Origin of the sequence: Vibrio sp. YT-16, assembly GCF_033337405.1 — a bacterium.
GTDB classification, from domain to species: Bacteria; Pseudomonadota; Gammaproteobacteria; order Enterobacterales; family Vibrionaceae; genus Vibrio; species Vibrio alginolyticus.
The window spans coordinates 387,386-402,955 of the sequence record NZ_JAWOQQ010000001.1; the positions used below are offsets into that span (position 1 = coordinate 387,386).

The following is a 15,570-nucleotide window of genomic DNA, read 5'->3' on the forward strand; positions in this document are numbered from 1 at the left end:
TTAATACGCGACCGCTTTAGCCTAAAAGTTTAGGTAGGGTTGATAATTAAAGCGTTTTAAGCAATCTATGTACCATAATTAGCGCCAAAATAATGACTAAACACTCAAATAGAGCTTAGATTTTGATCAAACGAGCTTTTTTAAGGCTTTACCGCTTTTCGTATCAATGACGGTGCTCGGGCGGGATTGGCAAATCATAATCTTGAATTTTCGGGCGCTGTCCACCTCGTTTTCGGTATTGCTTCAATTGGAATACAAATGCCAAAACCTGAGCGACGGCAGTAAATAACCCATCGGGGATCTCTTGCTCGAGCTCTGTCGTGTGGTACAACGCACGAGCCAAAGGTGGTGCGGGCACAATCGTAATGTCATGTTCGCGGGCGACTTCTCGAATCTTCATCGCCATGTGGTCAGTACCTTTAGCGATCACGACTGGCGCACGGTCTGTCTTCTGTTTATAACGAAGCGCTACCGAGAAGTGCTCTGGGTTAGTAACAATAACATCAGCTTGAGGAACGTCCGCCATCATTCGACGTTGAGCCGCTTCCCTTTGCAACATACGAATACGGCCTTTCACTTCCGGCTTACCTTCAGTCTCTTTGTATTCGTCTTTGACTTCTTGCTTGGTCATTTTTAACTGATCGGCGTGCTGCCAAATTTGAAATGGAATATCGATGGCAACCACAATCAATAGCGAGCAACTGATCAGCAAAATAAAGTTCAGCAAAATATCTAAAGCATGGAAGATGTTTTGCGGATACACATCCATGCTCAATTGAATCAGATCGGCCTGTGATGCTTGGATCAAATAGATGGCGACACCAGTGACCAGAACCACTTTAAGGATTGATTTGATCAACTCTACCCAGCTTTGCATTCCAACCATTCGCTTTAAGCCGCTAAGCGGATTCATTTTCGACAGCTTGGGCATGGCCGCTTGGGCAGAAAAACTGATTCCTCCCACACCTGCTGCTCCAATCATGGCGGCGGTAAACAATGTCGCTAACACCAAAAATAGTGGGAACAACAAATCACTCATCGCGCCCAAAGCGATATCAAACAGTTTTGCAGTATCGAAAATCTCTTCTCGTTGAAGATCAAATAAACGGCTCATGATGGAAAACAATGAACGTGCTAACGCCTCGCCAAACCACATCAATGAAATGGCGCCAACGATCAGCACAGATGCTGATGCAAGCTCTTTAGATCGAGCGACCTGCCCCTTTTCTCTGGCTTGTTGTAACCGTCGGGGCGTGGCTTCTTCGGTGCGTTCCTGACCGTCTGATTCTGCCAAATCTTAGCACTCCAAGCGAATAAGCCGACAAATCTGCGCCTCACCCACTGTCCAGAACATTTCATAATGACTGTATAGACCAGCCAGTATGTACCAACAAAGTAATAGACCCACCATCAAAGCAAAAGCAAAACCAAGCGAGAAGATATTCAGCTGTGGTGCGGCACGGGTCATTACACCAAACGACAAGTTAATGGTCAGTAGTGCAATAATGCCGGATAGAGACATACTCAATGCAGTTTGGAACATAATACCAAGCCAGCCTGCCATTTCACGGAAATCAACCGCGTTGAGCGAGCCGGAGCCAATCGGCAAAGTTTTAAAACTGAACACCACCAATTGCAGCATTTTTAAGTGTCCATCGGTGGCAAGGAAAAACATTGTCGTTAAGAACATGAATAACTGACCAAGCAATGGCGTGTTCTGACCATTTGCGGGATCGACCATAGAAGCAAAGCCCAAACTTGATTGCATACCCAATATTTGACCCAGCAGGACAAAGGTTTGAATCATAAATTGAGTAACCATACCCATCGCTATGCCGATGATCATTTGCTCGGCAATGGTCATGAAGCCACGAAACGAGAGTAGCTCAATGTCTTGAGGTACGGCGGGGATAGCTGGCATGACAGCGAAAGTGATGGCTAAACCGAGGTAAAGGCGGATTCTTGGCGAAACAAATCGGGCCCCGGTTACTGTCATCACCATCAACATGGATGAGATACGAACATAGGGCCAGAAGTAGTTTGCGATCCAATCTAAGACAACGCTAGTGGGGTACTCCATAGGCGCCTCTAATAAAGCACCTGAGGTAAGCGTTCAATCAAGCCATAGAAATATTCCATCAACATTTGCGTCATCCAATGCCCAAACAGCATCAGGGCCAAAAGCGTGACAATCAAACGCGGTAAGAAGCTCAATGTTTGTTCGTTGATGGATGTCGCAGCTTGAAAAATCGCAACTACAAGGCCGATCAGCAAGCTTGGGATGATAATAGCGCAGACCATGATAAGCACCATCCAAAGTGCTTCACGGAAAAGCTCGACAAACATTTCTGGTGTCATGTCTTATCCTCTATCTGCGCTTATCTAAAGGGCAAAGCTGCCCGCAAGTGTCGAGAGTATCAAGTTCCAACCATCGACCAATACGAACAACATCAACTTGAACGGCAACGAAACAATCATTGGTGACAACATCATCATACCCATTGCCATCAGTACCGAAGCGACTACAAGGTCAATAATCAAAAACGGCAAGAAGAGCATAAAGCCAATTTGGAATGCAGTTTTTAGCTCTGAGGTGATAAAAGCCGGAATCAACACCGCCATCGACACATCTTCTGGATTCTCGACTTGCTCTCCTGACATGGTTACGAACGTCTCCAAATCTTTGATTCGGGTCTGCTTAAGCATAAATGCTTTCATTGGCGCTTGTGCAGCATCAAACGCTTCTCGCGCCGTAACTTGCTCGTTCAAATAAGGCTGAACAGCTTTGTCGTTGATTTCGTTCAGGACAGGAGACATAACAAAAAAGGTCAAAAACAGCGCAATACCAATAATGACCTGATTAGAAGGCGTTTGTTGCAAACCCATTGCCTGACGCAATATCGACATCACCACCACAATTCGAGTGAACGAGGTCATCAGAATCACCATGGCAGGCAAGAAGCCAAGCATGGTCATTAACGCTAAAATTTGTAGTGTAACCGAGTAGTCTTCACTGCCATCAGGGTTCGTGGTCATGGTGAATGCTGGAATACCACCGCCACTAGAAACGGACATAGCACGGCTAGCACCAGTATCACTTTGCATAGCCTGAACTGTAACACCACTTCCATCGGCTAAGTTATCTGGCAGCGCTGACTCCTCTGCTTCAGCAAAGGTAAATGAAGAAAACAGCACGCCGACAAAAAGTAACGACGTACTCAGGAGCAAACGAATTGGATTACCCTTTGTCATGTTTTTTGATCAGCTGGCTAAATTGAGTCGCAAAAGCATTGGTCGCCAACTCTTCCTCTTTCAGTGGCTTATCTAACTTGGCTAAAGTTTGGATCGATTGGCTAGTAATCCCAACCAAAAACTGTTCTTCACCCACTTGAACTACTGCGATTCTTTCTTTTGTACCCACTGGCAACTGACTCACTATACGCAAGCCCTTTTGTTGTCCCATCGCTGGCACTTGCATACGTTTCAGCAACCAAGCCAGCAAAAGAATCACGCCGATTACAAGCACAAGCGAGCCAAGTGTCGTCGCAAGATCCAGATTATTTGGTGCGGCAGCGAATGCATAAGGAGCACTTAGCATTAAGCTCAGTGCTCCAGTGATTTGCTTCAATCGCATTTTGATTGAACGACTCATCTTAACGCAGCTTCTTAATTCGTTCAGTTTGGCTGATCACATCCGTCAAACGGATACCAAACTTATCGTTGACGACCACGACTTCGCCGTGAGCAATCAAAGTACCGTTAACCAATACGTCGAGCGACTCACCGGCTAGACGATCCAACTCAACAACCGAACCTTGGTTAAGCTGCAACAGGTTCCGAATGCTAATTTGAGAACGACCGACTTCCATCGAAATCGTCACCGGGATATCCATAATAGTGTCGAGTTTACGACGCTCATCTTCGCTAATTGGGCTTGAAGTGTCTTTTAGCTCTTCCAGTGGCGCAGCCAATACTTCATCTACGTCTACAGAAGGGGCAGACGGGTCTTCGCCAAGAGCGGCTGCCCATTCGTCTGCTAGCTTTTGATCGTCACTTGGTTCCATTTTTCTATCCTGTGTTACGCCTAACTCATGCCATAGCATGTCTGTTTAATAAGGTATCTTAATGGTCTATATCGTCTTCACTCTCAAGCTCGGACATGATGTCTTTACCTAAGAAAGCTAAATCTGTTTTGACGACATGTGGGCGCTCAATTTCCTCAGAAATTTGCACCGCTAATTTGTCTTCCGAACGACCCATTTTTACGCGATAGGTCGGTAGGTCTTCTACAAACATCGTCGCATGTTCTGGCATTTCAATCGGGATGATATCGCCCGGTTGCAGCTCCATGAGATCACGCAAAGAAATGTCTTTTTCGAGCAAGTTCACGCGGAAGTTAACCGGACAATCCATGATCTCTTCACGTAGTGCTGAGCTCCAGCGAACGTCCGTTTCCATCTTGTCGGACTGAACACCTGCATCCAATAGTTCACGGATAGGCTCAACCATGGAGTAAGGCATAACGACATGAAAATCGCCGCCACCGCCGTCAACTTCTATATGGAAGGAACTCACGACAATCACTTCTGTCGGGCTGACAATGTTTGCCATACTTGGGTTTACTTCAGAGTCGAGATATTCGAACTCTACCCCCATCACTGGCGACCACGCTTCTTTATAATCTTCAAATACAATTTTCAGTAACAACTGAATGATGCGGCGTTCCGTTGGGGTAAATTCGCGGCCTTCGATTTTGGCGTGGAATCGACCATCACCGCCAAAGAAGTTTTCTACCAGAATAAAGACTAAACGAGCCTCCATGGTGATCAACGCAGTGCCTTTTAACGGACGAAAACGCACCATGTTCAAACTGGTTGGCACGTACAATGTGTTCTGGTATTCACCAAACTTCATCATCTGCACGCCATTGATCGACACCTCTGCCGTTTTACGCAGCATATTAAACAGACTAATACGCATGTGCCGTGCAAAGCGCTCGTTGATAAGTTCGAGCGTCGGCATTCGACCACGTACGATTCTGTCTTGCGACGAGAAATCAAAATTGACGGCCCCCTCAGTGTCGTTTTCTATCGGTTCATCGACGTCATCAACATCGTCAACCCCATGCAATAGCGCATCAATTTCGTCTTGGCTTAATAGATCGGTCACGTTTTACCTATTGAATAACAAAATCTGTAAACAGTACTTTTTCAATCACTGGCTTACCGACCGCAGCATTCAGCGCTGCTTTGATATCTTCGGAAGCACGATCGCGCAATTCCACTCGTCCTGTAGGAGAGCGCAATTGATCAACCGTCGCGGAAGCAAACGTTGATAGCATAGAGCTTTCAATCAGTGGCGAATGATACCGCGCCAACTCTTCATTTTCTGCACCGCGAACCATTAACTGCGCTTTAATTTGAACCAACCTATCGCGGCTATCCCCAGTAACGTTAAATACAAATGCCTGAGGAAGATTCACATACGCGATGGGCGCAGCATCCGATGCCTTCACTTGAGCCTGTTGAGACGATTCAGCCTGAGCAGGTTCATCAGAGCCCATTAGAAAAAATGCCGCTGCCCCGCCACCAAGTAGTAATACTACAACAGCGATGATGATGATAAGTAACTTGCTTTTTCCTTTCGGCGCATCGGCCCCTTGTAACTGTTCTTCTGCCATTCTTGTCTCTTATTGTTCTTTTGAGTTACCAAGACGTTTTAGTGAGTTGCTGGGTAACCGTATGCCATTGCCGTTAAACGGCCTTTTATGCGTAAAAACTAATTCCATCACGCTTTGAAGCGACATTCAAATCCAGATTGACATCAGATTCAAAACCCTCTTCGGACTGTCCAGAAAAACCGCCACTTTGCGCGCTTTGACCATGTTGTTCAGCAGTATACCTACCTTGCTGTTGCCCGCTGTTTTGTTGCTGGACGGAAGAATCAGCCAGCTGCATACCTTGTTGCGCTAGCATTTCTCTCAAACGAGGGAGCGTCTGTTCAATAATGTCACGAGCTTGCGGGTTGTTCACTGTAAAATGTACATTGGCAACGTCATTATTCATGGTCATACGAATTTGCATACGACCTAACTCTGGTGGATCAAGACGAATATCGAGATTTTTCAGATTCTTCGACATCATCATTTGCACTTTTTCCGCAACTTGCTCGTTGGCTAGCTCTTTAGTTAGTTGCAACGGAAGCTGAGCTTGTTGTGCAGCATCAATACGCGCTTGTTGCTGCACATTAATTCCTTGCTGGCCTGCCATAGCCTGAAGCTGTCCAGCGAAGCCATGTTGGAGGTCCGGCTTATCTTGTTTATCCGCAGTCGCCTTTAGCGCACCAGTCGCCAATGCTGCGTTCATTACTTTCTGGCTAATCTCTCCGTCTTTCACACCTTGAAGCGACGTCGGCACTTGCGCGGCTATCAACATATCGGGCGTTGGAGATAATGCGACTTTTTCTCCACTATGAGCAGTTTGTGGCTGGGGTACTTGAGCCGCTGTATGCTGGATTTGTTGAGACACTGCCATAGGTCCAGCCTGGCGAGTTAAATTATGTTGTACTTGTTGCTCTGCGAGAATCTGTTTAATGTCATTAGGGAGCGCAACAAATTGGGCAAGGTCTTGCTCAGGAATATCCGCCGTGATCCTTCCTTGTTTCAACCCTTCAATGATCTGAGCTTCTTGCTGAGTCAGTGGTTTTCCTTGCGCCAACTTAGTATCTATAACTTCAAGTTCATCCAAGGAGACTCGTGGAAGCGCGTCGATGTTGGAACCATCAACGTCTGTTAACAACGGCGACAGATCATTAGCTACTTCACCACTGACTGCGCTCTTAGCCGTCGGATGGCTGGCTTGTTTCGCTAGCTCTTGCCAAGCAGCAAACTCAGACGAGAGTTTGTCGACATCGATAGGTTGACCATTCTTATCTAAAATTGGCTCTAAGTCTTGCCCTGGGATCAGCTGTGCTTGTTCAAGAGAATGAACTGATGGCGTTTCATTCAAAGCCAGCTCATCAAGGTTTGTCGAAACGGTTGCTTGCTCGTGGAACGAATGCACTAAATTCGCGCTCTGAGGCAAAACTTTGCCACTATTGATGGATGCATTACTCGCATTCAGGGTTTGATTCGCTTGTTCAATTCGGCCAAGAAGCTGTTGTCCTTCGCCCATAGTGCTTTTTACGTCCATTGTATTTGATGGGTTGCTCGTATCGATTGATGTTGATTTCACTTTTTCAATAGCTTCAACATCATTCTCCAAAGGTGTGCTGTTACCCGCCTTTTGTAAACTTGCTTCTTCACTTAAGGTTGCATTCGGTTTGTTTGCTGATATTTCATCAAAACCATGGGTCTCGTCACTGACGGATTCTTGGCTTTCTTGCGCCAACAATTCGTCCGAGACGTTAGCAGAAGAAGTACTGCCTACATCCGCTCTTTCTTTTTCTTCAACCACTGTCGATTCTGTTGCTACTTTTTCGGGCTTTTGTTTACCAGCAAACGCATCGGTTAACGTTTCTAAAAATCCCTTGCTCTCAGTGCTCTCTGCGGACGCTTTAGCGGACACATCAGAAACTGGCGTCTTGGTAGTCGCAGATACATGGGACAAATTCACACTCATTTAGAAACTCTCGTTCTCGTGGCTCTGAGCGTATCGCTGACAGACAGCAATACTGGCGGCAAACAAAGGTCAAAAAGACCCGACACTGACAGCTAAAATGCAAAAATCACACCACAATATTGAGCCAATTCTCGGTAAGCTAATAGATGGCATGTTTATGGAACAAACATCAACAGTACTATCCGAGAACCTGGTTCCTAACATGATGTACAGCTACTTGATTGACTTTGAAAAACGATAAGCGTAAACAGACATTTGACTTAACAATTAAGGAATCACTTTGAAGATCACAGAATTACGCCAATATAGAATCAGAGCAGGCAAAACAGAACAGTGGCTAAGTTGGATGAAGGAAGAACTGTTGCCCTATCAACGCTCACAAGGCATGCGTGTACTGAATACTTACGTCCACACTGGTGATGATGGACATGACTATTTTGTTTGGCTTAGAGAGTTCGACAATGAACAAGCACGCCAGGCTCTCTACGAAAAAACATACAACGAGTGGTGGGTTCGCGAGATTCGACCGAAGGTATTTGAGCTAATTGAACAAGACTCAATCAAAGTTACCTTACTTGAATCGGTAGAGATGTAGTCAACTGCAACACCGTAATGCAATATCGAACCGATAACGTTTAGAAACGATGTGGTTTTCGACTATAAAGTAAGGTGGAAAACTCGTCCATTTGCTTTTGTTCGCGCTTAGCTTCAGCAAGTTGTTTCTCTTTTTCGCGTTTATCTATCATCCACTCATAGGATTTGCGTTCTTTACGCACGGTTAACCAATATTCTTTACAGTTTTCAACCTGCTCTTTGAAATGACTTTCTGCTTGCTTTTGCTTAGATAAAGTTTCATCTAGCTGGGTAAGGAATCGATTTAAGTGTCCATATTGACTTGCCGTTAGGCCCGCCTGACCACGGTCGACGAGTTGCTGGCAATAATCAAGCCGATACTTTTCAATTTGTTCAACCTGACGGTAATAATCTTCGAGTTCAGAACGCGCTTTGTTCAGTGCAAGCACAGCTTGGTCTTCACGATCCTTAGTTTGCTCAAGTAGAAACTCCATCGCATTATTCATGCGCTATCACCCACCCAAAATGTTTCTAAGCATATTGACGCACATATCATATGACACTGATTCTTTCATGCTCTGCTGCAAGTATTCGTCTAACTTCGGTTTCAAAGTAAATGCGCCATCAATAGCAGGATCGGTACCCGGTTTGTACGCTCCAATCGAGACCAAATCTTGATTCTTGCGACAAATAGACAAGACCTGTCGCACCGCTTTTGACATCAGAACGTGCTCTTCGGTCGTGATTTGCGGCATAACACGGCTCACCGACTTCTCGACATCAATCGCCGGATAATGGCCTGCATCCGCCATTTCACGAGAAAGTACAATATGGCCATCAAGAATAGCTCGCGATGCGTCCGCTATCGGATCTTGCAAATCATCCCCTTCGGTCAACACGGTAAAGAACGCCGTAATCGAGCCTTGCTCGGCACTTCCATTACCCGCTCGCTCAACCAGCGCTGGCAGCTTGGCAAATACAGAAGGCGGGTAACCTTTCGTCGCTGGCGGCTCACCAACAGAAAGTGCGATTTCACGCTGTGCTTGTGCAAAACGAGTCAACGAGTCCATCAATAGCAGAACATCTAACCCTTGGTCTCGGAAGTATTCAGCAATCGTTAATGCCGTTTGGCACCCCTTTAAGCGCATTAGAGGTGAAGCATCGGCAGGCGCCGCGACCACCACTGAGCGGCGACGACCGTCCTCACCCAAGATCTCTTCGATGAACTCTTTAACTTCACGTCCACGCTCACCTATCAGGCCGACGACCACAACCTGTGCGGTGGTGCCTCGCGTCATCATGCCAAGCGTGACCGATTTACCCACACCAGAACCTGCAAACAGACCGATACGCTGACCTTTACCAACCGTCAACAAACCATTGATGGCTTTTAGGCCAACATCGAGCGGTTCAGAAATTGGCTTTCGAGCTAACGGGTTGATCGGCTCGGCATTAAAAGAGGCACGGTGATCGGTATATAAAGGACCAAGTCCATCAAGTGGATTCCCAACCCCGTCTATAACGCGCCCAAGTAATTCCATGCCAACAGGTAAACCAGCGTCACTGGTTAAAGGGGTGACTCTCGCGCCAGGTAAAATGCCCGTAATTTGTTCGCTTGGCATTAAAAATAGGTTGTCACCTGAAAAGCCGACAACCTCGGCTTCCATCTGACCTGACATGGTTTCCACTAAGCATAAACTGCCAATTGGTGCGCGACAGCCGGTTGCTTCCAACGTTAACCCAACCACACGCACCAGTTTGCCAGAGGCGACAGGGCGCGTCGTAAGGCCTTCAACTTTGTAGCTTTTTAAGCGGTCAGCGAGTGCTTGCATGGATTACTCACCCTCTTGATGACGGTTTGCGCCACAAAAGCTGTGCAATACGCTTTTGACGCGTTCTTCCATGCGATAATTAATGCTTGATTCACCGGCTTCAATCTGGACGTCACCTCGATTGAGCGATGGCTCAGCAACTAACGTCCAGTTGCGACAATTAAGGTCTTCTTCACCATAAGCTGAACGAATAATCGCGACATCTTCTGGATTCAGGTGCAAGGTAATAGGGTGGCCTGATATTGGTAGCGCTTCGACCGACTGCTTCACCGTATCTAAAATAATTTGAGGGTTGGTTTGTACTTCAACGTGCACCACTTCTTTAACTAAACAGAGCACCATATCCACCAGCTGCTTTTCAACCTGAGCATTCATCAACTCCAAAGGTTGAGCAAACTGATTGGCCAAGTTCATAAAGGTTTCAACTTGCTGCTGAATGTATTCTTGCCCTGCAGTCACCCCTTCAGCTTTTCCGAGCTCAAGACCTTCAGCATGGCCGGCTTGCAACCCTTCTTCTTTACCTTTGTCGTAACCTTGCTTAAAGCCAGCTTCCTGACCTTGATGTAAGCCTTCTTGATAAGCACCTTGCTTAATCAGTTCAATTTGTTCTTCGGTTAGCGCAAGTGGCTGCTCTTCTTCAGGCTCATCAAAATTCGGCACCCACCCCGGGTCATAGTTGAACGCGGTTTGTTTTGCTTGTTTGGCTTTAGGCTCGCCATAATCAGGCAGCCCCCAACGTTGAGGTTCGATCATCGAATCATCTTCATCAGGACGGATAAATCCACGTTTTCTATCGCCAGCCATGGGTTACCTATTGTGTGTTCGATTAAGAAGTGAGGGTGCTCCGCAATAGGATAATTGCGAAGCAATAGAAATTATAAGAATTCGTCAGCACCGCCAGACAACATGAGCTCACCAGCATCCGCCATTCGACGGGCAATTGCTAAGATTTCTTTCTGAGCGGCTTCTACATCTGCCACTCGTACTGGCGGCATCGCTTCTATATCATCACGCATCATATCAGCAGCACGTTTAGACATGTTCTTGAAGACTTTCTCACGTAACGAGTCATCTGCACCTTTGAGTGCTTTTTGCAACACGTCTTGTGGTACGTCACGCAGCAACTTCTGAATACCTTGGTCGTCCACTTCGACTAAGTTTTCGAAGACAAACATTAGGTCTTGGATTTGCGTCGCCATGTCTTCGTCCTGATCGCGAATTTGTTCCATTAACAAACCTTCGACGTTGTTGTCTAGGTAGTTCATGATCTCCGCTGCTGCTTTCAGGCCGCCAATTTTGGCTGCTTGTGCACCCGCTTGACCCGCGAACTGTTTCTCCATGATTTCGTTCAGCTCTGCCAATGCTGATGGCTGAACTTCTTCAAGGTTGGCAATACGCATCATCAGATCCAAACGCACGCGCTCAGGGAACTGAGACAAAATCTCTGCAGATTGGTCTGCTTCTAAATAAGACAGTACGATAGTTTGAATCTGTGGGTGTTCATTGACAATAATGCTCGCCACTTGGCGTGGGTCCATCCATTTCAAAGAATCCAAGCCTTTTGAGCCCGTACCAAGTAGGATCTGGTCAACTAAGTTGTTGGCTTTGTCTTCACCAAGAGCGGCAACCAGTGCATTACGCATAAAGTCTTCGCTGCCCATACCAATGTTGGTGTATTTCTGGATATCCTCCAAAAACGCACGATGAACAGCAGATACCTTGTCTTGGCTGAGATCCTTCGCGCGAGCCATCGCACTACCAACACGCTGAACCTGTTTTGGTTCTAGGTGACGGATAATGCCAGCTGCATCTTGTTCATTAAGGCTCAGTAGCAAAATTGCCGCTTTTTCTTCGCCAGTAATGGTTGAAACATCCAGCTCTACTGGCATTCCCGCGGCGTTGTCATCTTGAGGTACGATATCGTTAGCCATTGTCATTCATCCAGTTTTTCACTACTTGAGCAGCCAGTTCAGGTTCATTCGCAACCAGAGCGCGAACCGCTTTCAATACATCTTCATCTTTATGAAGGTTTGGCAAATCAATACTTGAGCCAAACTCGAACAGTTCGCTGCTTTCGATGTCACTGCCAATCAAGCTAGTTTCACCATCCGCACCAATCGGCAAGCCGTCTGGTCCGTACATTTCGTCTTCATCATCGCTGGTAGGGTTAAGCAATTTCTTCATTGCTGGGCGAACCAGAACCAACACAACCACAATAATCACTAATGCACTTGCGAACCAACGAACCCAATCACTGAAGTTAGGGTGCTCCCAAATTGGTGGTTCTTCTAGCTGCTCAGCCTCTGGCTCAGCAAACTTTACACTCAATACATTCAGTAAATCGCCACGACCTTGATCAAAGCCGACGGTACCAATTAATACTTGGCGAATGGCATTGATTTCAGATTCGGACATTGGGGTATAAGTCACTTCACCCGTATCAGGGTTAACTTGACGACGGTCTTTAATCGCAACAGAAACGGTCTGACGAGCCACCGTCCCGGTCTGCTTTCGCTCGTGGCTGATGGTGGTATCTAGCTCAAAGTTACGCGTGGACTCTTTACGAACTGAACCCTGCCCCATGACAGAACCATCTTTCATTTGAGCCACATCTTGCGGAATTGAGGCATCCGCTGGAGGCTGATTACTCAACGCACCCGGAATACCCGCTACCATGTTACCGTTATTGTAATCTTCGAGTGCGTACTCACTGCGGGTCGCAGGGGTGTTTGGATCAAAGCGTTTGCGGGTTTGTTCAACCGCACTGAAGTCCATTTGGATATCAACCTGCGCCGTATAGTTGCCATAACCTAAAATGGGTAATAGTACGGAATCAATTTTTTCGCGCAGCGCTTGCTCTTGGCTGCGTTCTAATTCTTGTTCTTTGCGTCGCGCCGCAGAAGCAGGATCTTGGGAGCCTGAGCTGAGTAAGCGGCCATGCTGATCTGTGACGGTAATTCGAGAAGTTTTCATTCCCGGCACGGCACTCGCTACCATGTCGACAATAGAATCCACTTCTTGCTGCTTAAGGTTAGTGCCTGTCGACAATGTCAAAAATACCGACGCAGACGCTTCTTGGTTATGACGCACAAACACGCTGTGCTTTGGCAGTGCCAATAACACTCGTGCTTTGCGAACTTGCTTCATTTCTTCAATTGCTTGAGCCAATTGGCGCTCTCGACTGAGTTTGAGACGCTCTTGCTCGAGACGTTGTGAAACACCAAAACCCATGTCTTGCAGCAAAATATCATCGCCCGCTTCTGTAGCTTGGTTAACGCCGGAACGAACCATGCCAAGTTTGATCGAGTTGTACTCACTCGATTCAACAGAAACAGTATTGCCATCAAGCTTATAATTGATTTTCTGCTGGTCCAGATAATCCAGAACGGGGATCAATTCTTCGGTCTCATACGCACCAAGTGGGCGCATCTCCGGTTCTTTGACCCAAAAGAACAGCATCACGATCAATGCAACACAGATGGATATCGACAGCACAAGCACAACCTGACGAAGTAAATCGAGGTCGCCCACTGCCATATCGAATTTTGACGCACTACGCTCCTCTAGATCTGGATTTTGACTCTCCACATCCACATCGGAACTTGCTACCAGTGCACCATCTGAGCCGCCTTCAGTGACGGTTAAATCTGTAGACTTGTCTGCCACACTTATTACCTAAATTACACTGGCATGTTCATGAGGTCTTTATATGCCTCAACGAGTTTATTGCGAATTTGAACCGTCGCATCAAAAGCGACACTAGACTTGTTACGAGCGATCATAACGTCAGAAAGGGATACATCGGCATCACCACGATCAAAACGGGTTTGTAAATCACCAGATGCTTTTTGAAGTGTGTTCACGTTATTGATGGCTTTAGTTAGGAGATCGTTAAAATCTGCTCCAACTTTCGCCCCACTTGCAGTAGGAGCCGTATTGGTTGCTTCTACCATCATGGCGCGCATTTCTGCCTGAATACCATCAATTTTCATTAGCACCTCTAAGCCAAAAGATTGACTATTAACAAAACTGATTATTGACACAGCAATTAACGTGCCATAAGACATTAGTAATCAATTTACTTACACTTTTTGTCTTATGGCCGTTGTCTGTGTTAATTCGGGATATCTATACCAGCATCACGCATTTTGGCAAGCTTATAGCGCAAGGTTCGAGGGCTTATACCCAGTTTCTCCGCCATTTCTTTGCGTCGACCATTACACTCAACCAAAGTCTCCAAAATAATGGCGTATTCTTGATCGCGCAGCTCGCTGCCTAAGCCTTCTCCACCAGTTACTGGACGGCTGACATTCTCAGCTTGCGCAACTGGCTTAACATTAGGCACGACCATATCTGCATTTTGCACCACGTGTTGCAAGCTATTGGCATCTTGCCAATCTACGCCCTCAAGCAAAATGTGCTCTGCATCGATGTCGCCATTTTCACTTAATATCAGCGCTCGTTGAACCACGTTATCCAATTCACGAACATTACCCGGCCAAGGGTATTGCAATAGTTTTTCTAACGCAACGGTCGAGAATTGAGGCACTGGCATGCCCATTTTACTGCAATGACGCTCAGCAAGATGCTTGGCAAGCGGTGCAATATCGCCTTTACGTTCTTTAAGTGCAGGCCACGCAATTGGGAATACATTCAGGCGGTAATATAAGTCCTCTCTGAAGTTTCCTTCTGACACGTATTGCTTAAGATCACGGTTACTCGTCGCTAACACACGAACATCTAACTTGATGCTTTTGCGACTGCCTAGGCGCTCTACTTCTCGTTCTTGCAAAACACGCAACAACTTCGCTTGCAGGTTCAAGTCCATTTCGCTGATTTCATCAAGTAAGATTGTGCCACCTTGTGCTTGTTCGAACTTTCCTGGGCATGCCTGAACAGCACCAGTAAATGCGCCCTTTTCATAGCCAAACAGTGTTGCTTCGAGCATATTGTCAGGAATCGCGGCACAGTTAATTGCGACAAAAGGACCATTTTTACGATTTGACGCGTTGTGAATATAGCGCGACATCACTTCTTTACCTGAGCCACTAGGACCTAGCACCATAACATTCGCATCTGTACGTGCCACTTTATCGGCCAACGCGAGTAAACGTAGACTTTTCTCATCAGCAACGATAGCGTCACCGTTGTCATCACTTTTTATCGGTGCATAACGACTGACCATATTTAGCAACACTTCTGGTGCAAATGGTTTCGCCATGTAGTCAATCGCGCCATCTTTCATTGCAGACACGGCATCTTCGATATTGGCGTACGCCGTCATTAGCAATACTGGTAAGTTAGGCCAATTCTGCTTGATGCTTTTGAGCAGAGCTAAGCCACCCATCCCCGCCATTTGCACATCAGAAACAACGATATCAACCGTATTCGATTTCAGCTTTAACAGTGCATCTTCAGCACAGTCCGCTTCCAACCACTCATACCCTGCCAGAGCCAGAGTATCGACTAGGGCTTCACGAAGACCTTCATCGTCTTCTACGATCAGCACTTTGCTTTGCGCCATTATGATTCTCCAGAAATTGTTA

The 15,570-nt window shown here is 46.5% G+C and carries 18 protein-coding genes; 2 read left to right on the forward strand and 16 right to left on the reverse strand.

The features are described 5' to 3' along the window. Nucleotides 1–163: 163 nt before the first annotated feature. The 9 genes from flhB to R7F07_RS01745 all read right to left on the reverse strand — a co-directional run bounded on the left by flhB (nt 164) and on the right by R7F07_RS01745 (nt 7,619). Nucleotides 164–1,294, reverse strand: a complete 1,131-nt coding sequence (flhB, locus tag R7F07_RS01705; RefSeq protein WP_005380490.1) for a flagellar biosynthesis protein FlhB — start codon at nt 1,292–1,294, stop codon at nt 164–166. Between the two features lie 3 nt (nt 1,295–1,297). Then, nucleotides 1,298–2,080 (reverse strand): flagellar biosynthetic protein FliR, encoded by a 783-nt coding sequence (gene fliR / locus R7F07_RS01710; RefSeq protein ID WP_005384463.1) that lies wholly within the window; start codon nt 2,078–2,080, stop codon nt 1,298–1,300. Nucleotides 2,081–2,088: 8 nt separating this feature from the next. Further along, complete coding sequence (fliQ, locus tag R7F07_RS01715; protein WP_005380488.1) at nt 2,089–2,358, reverse strand: flagellar biosynthesis protein FliQ; 270 nt, start codon at nt 2,356–2,358, stop codon at nt 2,089–2,091. A gap of 24 nt (nt 2,359–2,382) precedes the next feature. After that, complete coding sequence (fliP, locus tag R7F07_RS01720) at nt 2,383–3,252, reverse strand: flagellar type III secretion system pore protein FliP (protein ID WP_104979599.1); 870 nt, start codon at nt 3,250–3,252, stop codon at nt 2,383–2,385. Continuing rightward, nucleotides 3,239–3,652 carry a flagellar biosynthetic protein FliO gene (gene fliO / locus R7F07_RS01725; protein ID WP_005380480.1) on the reverse strand — a complete coding sequence of 138 codons (414 nt, stop codon included), beginning with the start codon at nt 3,650–3,652 and terminating at the stop codon, nt 3,239–3,241. The genes fliP and fliO overlap by 14 nt, the downstream gene beginning before the upstream one ends. Nucleotide 3,653: 1 nt before the next feature. Further along, on the reverse strand, nt 3,654–4,064 hold the full coding sequence (gene fliN, locus R7F07_RS01730; protein WP_005380479.1) for a flagellar motor switch protein FliN: 411 nt from the start codon (nt 4,062–4,064) through the stop codon (nt 3,654–3,656). A gap of 58 nt (nt 4,065–4,122) precedes the next feature. Continuing rightward, nucleotides 4,123–5,169 carry a flagellar motor switch protein FliM gene (fliM, locus tag R7F07_RS01735; RefSeq protein WP_005380478.1) on the reverse strand — a complete coding sequence of 349 codons (1,047 nt, stop codon included), beginning with the start codon at nt 5,167–5,169 and terminating at the stop codon, nt 4,123–4,125. 7 nt (nt 5,170–5,176) lie between these two features. Beyond that, nucleotides 5,177–5,680 (reverse strand): flagellar basal body-associated protein FliL, encoded by a 504-nt coding sequence (gene fliL / locus R7F07_RS01740; RefSeq protein ID WP_005380477.1) that lies wholly within the window; start codon nt 5,678–5,680, stop codon nt 5,177–5,179. An 85-nt stretch (nt 5,681–5,765) separates the two neighbouring features. Then, entirely contained in the window at nt 5,766–7,619 is a 1,854-nt protein-coding gene (locus R7F07_RS01745) for a flagellar hook-length control protein FliK (protein ID WP_171342812.1), read from the reverse strand. 97 nt (nt 7,620–7,716) lie between these two features. Between R7F07_RS01745 and R7F07_RS01750 the strand changes: the two genes are divergently transcribed. Then, a complete protein-coding gene (locus R7F07_RS01750; protein ID WP_005394314.1) occupies nt 7,717–7,860 on the forward strand; it encodes a hypothetical protein in 144 nt (47 codons plus the stop codon). Between the two features lie 39 nt (nt 7,861–7,899). Further along, nucleotides 7,900–8,214, forward strand: a complete 315-nt coding sequence (locus tag R7F07_RS01755) for an NIPSNAP family protein (RefSeq protein ID WP_005380475.1) — start codon at nt 7,900–7,902, stop codon at nt 8,212–8,214. A gap of 40 nt (nt 8,215–8,254) precedes the next feature. Here the strand turns inward: R7F07_RS01755 and fliJ are convergent, their stop codons facing one another. The 7 genes from fliJ to R7F07_RS01790 form a co-directional block, all read right to left on the reverse strand. After that, nucleotides 8,255–8,698, reverse strand: a complete 444-nt coding sequence (fliJ, locus tag R7F07_RS01760) for a flagellar export protein FliJ (RefSeq protein WP_005380474.1) — start codon at nt 8,696–8,698, stop codon at nt 8,255–8,257. A gap of 6 nt (nt 8,699–8,704) precedes the next feature. Then, entirely contained in the window at nt 8,705–10,024 is a 1,320-nt protein-coding gene (gene fliI / locus R7F07_RS01765; protein ID WP_132936877.1) for a flagellar protein export ATPase FliI, read from the reverse strand. A 3-nt stretch (nt 10,025–10,027) separates the two neighbouring features. Continuing rightward, nucleotides 10,028–10,828 (reverse strand): flagellar assembly protein FliH, encoded by an 801-nt coding sequence (gene fliH / locus R7F07_RS01770; RefSeq protein ID WP_005394317.1) that lies wholly within the window; start codon nt 10,826–10,828, stop codon nt 10,028–10,030. 71 nt (nt 10,829–10,899) lie between these two features. Beyond that, the gene (gene fliG / locus R7F07_RS01775; protein WP_005380470.1) at nt 10,900–11,955 is read right to left on the reverse strand and encodes a flagellar motor switch protein FliG; all 1,056 of its coding nucleotides are present in this window, start codon (nt 11,953–11,955) and stop codon (nt 10,900–10,902) included. Further along, a complete protein-coding gene (gene fliF / locus R7F07_RS01780) occupies nt 11,948–13,690 on the reverse strand; it encodes a flagellar basal-body MS-ring/collar protein FliF (protein WP_005380462.1) in 1,743 nt (580 codons plus the stop codon). Before fliF ends, fliG begins: the two co-directional genes overlap by 8 nt. A gap of 14 nt (nt 13,691–13,704) precedes the next feature. Then, a complete protein-coding gene (fliE, locus tag R7F07_RS01785; RefSeq protein ID WP_005384482.1) occupies nt 13,705–14,016 on the reverse strand; it encodes a flagellar hook-basal body complex protein FliE in 312 nt (103 codons plus the stop codon). Between the two features lie 122 nt (nt 14,017–14,138). Then, nucleotides 14,139–15,548 (reverse strand): sigma-54-dependent transcriptional regulator, encoded by a 1,410-nt coding sequence (locus R7F07_RS01790; protein WP_053304425.1) that lies wholly within the window; start codon nt 15,546–15,548, stop codon nt 14,139–14,141. Nucleotides 15,549–15,570 lie beyond the last annotated feature (22 nt).